Raw genomic sequence first — 3841 nt, forward strand, 5'->3', positions numbered from 1 at the left:
CGGTCCGCTCGGCCGCCCGCACCGACACCCCATGACCCCGCGGTCGGAGTCCTCGTCCCCGTCCCGACCGCGGTCCTGACCCCCGGCCCGCGGCTCCCCCGAGCCGCGGGTCCCGCCCCCACCTCCGCGGCCGGGACGCCGAACCCCGGGACCCCGCCCCGGCCGCGGACCCCCGCCCCGCCGCTCCCCGGACCGGCGGCCCACCCGCCGTGGCCCTGCCGCGGCCCGACCGCCGTGGACATGCCACGGCCCCGACCCCCGCGGCCTCGCCGCGACCGACTCCGCGGCCCTTCCCCGGCCGCGGGACCCCCGCCGCCCCCGGGCGGCACCCCGCGGCCGTGCCGCGGACCCCGCCGCCCCGCCGGGCGGTGGGCCCCGATCGTCGCGGTGGTGCGACCCGGCCGTGGGACCGGCCCGGCGCACCGGCCGCGACGCGGGGCGCCGTTCGCCTGACCGCACGGCGCCCCCGCGGCGGGGGCGGGCCTGGAACCCGCCCCCGCCGCCCTTGTGTACTCTGATTCTGTTGTGTACACAATGAATATTTCTTACACTGGGTGCATGACTGAGACTCTCTCTGCCCGTGAGTTCCGTGCCCACCTCTCCGAAGCCATCGACCGGGCCAAAGCCGGCGATTCCACGGTCGTTACCCGCAATGGCAAGGCCGTTGGGGCCTTCGTGCCGATGGAGGTCCTGGAGCAGGCAAGGCGGCGTGACGAGGAGGAGTTGCGCAGACTCATCGAGGAGCGCCGAAACTCTCCGACCGTCTCTCTTGCCGAGGTCATGGCCGAGACCTTGGAGCGGGATGAGTAAGTACGTCACCGTCTTCAAGATCGAGGCGCAGGTCGAACTGCGAAAGGTGCCTCGTGAACAGGCCATGGCCATCCTCCGCAAGCTCGCGGAGTTGGAGGCCGACCCGTTCGCGTTCGGCACCACGGCTTTGGTGGGTGTGCGGGGGCATCGGCGCCTGCGAGTGGGCGATTACCGCATCATCTACACGGTGGACCAAGGGAGGCTGATCGTCGTGGTCGTCCACGTCGACCATCGGTCGACGGTCTACGACTGACGGCGGAGAGACGGGGGCGGGGGATCAGGAAAACCAATAGTCCCGGGGGAAAGGGGACCGGGTTCGCGGCGTTGTGGGTTACGCGCTGTTTAAGGTTGTATACGCGTTTTGTATCCTGCGTAACACCAGCCCCAGCGACAACTTCATAGGGGAGCGAATCCGCATGCTCGATACGGACATACGACTTGAATGGTTCGTATCCTTCCTGGCCGTGATCGACGCCGGGAGTTTCGTCGCCGCGGCCGAATCCACCCGGCGGTCCCAGCCCCGGGTGAGCCAGCACGTGGCGGCGCTGGAACGGGAGATCGGCCAGCCCCTCTTCGACCGCAAGAAGCGCCCGGTCCGGCTCACCGAGGCGGGCGCGGCCCTGGCCGTGCAGGCCCGCAACGTCCTCCACGCCCTGGAGGAGGCCGAATCCGCGATGGCCCCCTGGCGCGGCGGCGCCCTGGGCATCGTCTCCCTGGGCTCCTACCCCAGCGTCAGCGCCGCGTTCGTCCCCGACCTGCTGCGCGACCTGTCCGACCGGGAGCCCGATATCCGGGTGATCCTGGCCGAGCGGGCCACCCTGGAACTGGACGAGGCCCTCATCGCCGGCGACGTCGACCTGTACCTGCGGCCGTTGCTCCCCCGGCCGGTCTCGGAATCGGTCACCTGCCTGCCGCTGTGGCGCGAGCCCCTGGTGGTCGTGCACGCCGAGGACCACCCGCTGGGGCTGGTCCCCGACCCCGTCCCCCTGGAGGAGGTGGCCGCGCACCCCATCGTCTCGATCGGCCGCCTGGACGCCCCGGAGACCTCCGAGTTCGAGACCTACCAGGTGTTCCGCGACCACGGGCTGGCCATAGAGCCGGTCCAGGCCACCAACCAGCCCCAGACCCTGGTGTCCCTGGTCGCCAAGGGGATCGGCGTCGGCGTCACCAACTGGCTGGCGGCCCGGACCGCCGACACCACCGGGGTCCGGGTGCGGCCGCTGGCCGGGGCCCCCGAGCGCGGCGTGGCCGTCTGCTGGGACTCCACCCGCCCCCTCACCCCGGCGGCGCGGATCGTCCTCAAGGAGATCTCGGAAAGAAAAGTGCCCGAGGGTACCATTCGGATTCCGAATAGAGCGGGTGCGCGACGCGAAGTCCCCAGGCCCCGCTGAGCCCCCGTCCGCACGTCAGCGTCGGTGGTATTCGGCCTCCTTATATCCCCATAAGGGAATCGCTCTTAACGGTCTCACCGGTATCTCGGTACGGTCGTGGGCGACGGCGCGAGAAGAGGATCCGCGCCGGGGAGCGTGCCTGATCGGACGCGACCCGGGACGATCCACCGAATGCGGCCTGCGGTCACCCCGGTGCCCGGACCCCGCACCAGCGCCCGCCCCCGTCCCTTCCCCGACCCCCTGCGTTCCGGCCCTGTCGCGCCCCGCCGGCCCGGGCGGCCCCCGCCCCCGTTCGGTCGCGGACGCGTGAGTCCCCGTGCGCCCGCGCGAGGGTGTTCGGTCACGCGAACCGGAAGTTGTCCCATGCCCCGACCCCCTCTTGCCCCCCTCGCCCTCGCGAGCACACTCGTCCTGCTGGCCACGGCCTGCTCCGGCGGAGCCACCGTCGACGACGCGGTGGAGGGCGCGGCCGAGCCCGTCAGCGGCTCCCTCAACGCCGGCTACGTCTCGGCCATCGACCAGATCGGCCTGCCCGTCGGCACCGAGCTCGGCCTCTTCGAGGAGCAGGGCCTGGACGTGACCCTCGCCGACCCGTTCCCCACCGGCGTGGACGCCATCAACGCCCTGTCCGCGGGAGAGGTCGACATCATCCAGGTCGGCGTCCCCGCCCTGGCCGCTGCCCGCGAAGGCGTCGAGCTGGCCCTGATCGGCAACTACACCGGCTCCGCCGTCCAGCGCAGCGTCGACGAGACGGCCGCGATCGTCGCCGCCGAGGGCTCCGACATCGACCCCGACGACCTGTCCACCCTCAAGGACGCCACCATCGGCACCACCTTCGGGTCGATCAACCACCTGTACCTGCTCGGCCTGCTCAAGGACCTGCGGATCGACCCCGAGGACGTCGACCTGGTCAACACCGCCCCGCCGGACATGCCGGTCGCCCTGGAGACCGGCGGCGTCGACGCCGCCGTCATCTGGGACCCCTGGCCGATCACCATCCAGGACCAGGTCGAGGGCTCCTACGAGGTGGTCCGCGGCGGCGGCTACATCCCCTTCATCGGGTACATCGTCACCACCCCGCAGTACCTGGAGGAGAACCCGGAGCTGGTCGAGGCCTTCCTCACCGCCCGCGCCGCCACCGACCAGTGGATCCGCAAGAACCCCGAGGACGCCGCCGACTCCGCCGCCCGCTGGCTGACCGGCACCGACCCCGAGGTCGCCCTGGCCGCCATGGAGCACAACGTCGAGCAGCTCGACGGCCGCTTCTCCTCTTGCAACTACCTGGCGGTGGACACCGTCGCCCTCCTCCTGGAGGAGCAGGAGGTGCTGGAGTACGACTTCGACATCAACGAGCTGTTCGCCCCCGGCCCGATCCTGTCGGTGGAGGCGAACCACCCGGAGCTGTTCTCCGACCTGACCGAGGTGCCCGAAGCGGCCCGCATCGACGCCGACTACACGTTCATCCGCGAGGTGGCACAGAACTCGTGCGCGGTATGAGCGCATCCCCCGCCCGGGGCACGGCCCCGGCGGTGCCCCGTCCCGGTGCGGCCGTTCCACGCCGCGGCCGCACCGGGTCGTGGGCCGCGGACCTCACCTGGTTCGTGGCCCCGCTGGCGGTCCTGGTGGCCCTGTGGGCGGCG

At 71.8% G+C, this 3841-nt stretch carries 4 protein-coding genes; all 4 read left to right on the plus strand.

The features are described from left to right. The first annotated feature begins 558 nt into the window (after nt 1-558). The 4 genes from ACJOT3_RS33315 (at nt 559) to ACJOT3_RS33330 (ending at nt 3698) form a co-directional block, all read left to right on the plus strand. Nucleotides 559-810 (plus strand): type II toxin-antitoxin system Phd/YefM family antitoxin, encoded by a 252-nt coding sequence (locus tag ACJOT3_RS33315; RefSeq protein WP_406977115.1) that lies wholly within the window; start codon nt 559-561, stop codon nt 808-810. Continuing rightward, nucleotides 803-1063 carry a type II toxin-antitoxin system RelE family toxin gene (locus ACJOT3_RS33320; protein ID WP_406977116.1) on the plus strand — a complete coding sequence of 87 codons (261 nt, stop codon included), beginning with the start codon at nt 803-805 and terminating at the stop codon, nt 1061-1063. The genes ACJOT3_RS33315 and ACJOT3_RS33320 overlap by 8 nt, the downstream gene beginning before the upstream one ends. Nucleotides 1064-1226: 163 nt before the next feature. Continuing rightward, complete coding sequence (locus tag ACJOT3_RS33325) at nt 1227-2201, plus strand: LysR family transcriptional regulator (protein ID WP_406977117.1); 975 nt, start codon at nt 1227-1229, stop codon at nt 2199-2201. Nucleotides 2202-2564: 363 nt separating this feature from the next. After that, nucleotides 2565-3698: an ABC transporter substrate-binding protein gene (locus tag ACJOT3_RS33330; RefSeq protein ID WP_406977118.1), complete on the plus strand. Its 1134-nt coding sequence runs from the start codon at nt 2565-2567 to the stop codon at nt 3696-3698. Nucleotides 3699-3841: the final 143 nt, after the last annotated feature.

Source organism: Nocardiopsis protaetiae (assembly GCF_045446735.1).
Taxonomy (GTDB): Bacteria; Actinomycetota; Actinomycetes; order Streptosporangiales; family Streptosporangiaceae; genus Nocardiopsis; species Nocardiopsis protaetiae.

Coding starts and splice junctions, on each gene's coding strand:
- ACJOT3_RS33315 (WP_406977115.1), top strand. CDS start 559: ATGACTGAGACTCTCTCTGCCCGTGAGTTCCGTGCCCACCTCTCCGAA.
- ACJOT3_RS33325 (WP_406977117.1), top strand. CDS start 1,227: ATGCTCGATACGGACATACGACTTGAATGGTTCGTATCCTTCCTGGCC.
- ACJOT3_RS33330 (WP_406977118.1), top strand. CDS start 2,565: ATGCCCCGACCCCCTCTTGCCCCCCTCGCCCTCGCGAGCACACTCGTC.
- ACJOT3_RS33320 (WP_406977116.1), top strand. CDS start 803: ATGAGTAAGTACGTCACCGTCTTCAAGATCGAGGCGCAGGTCGAACTG.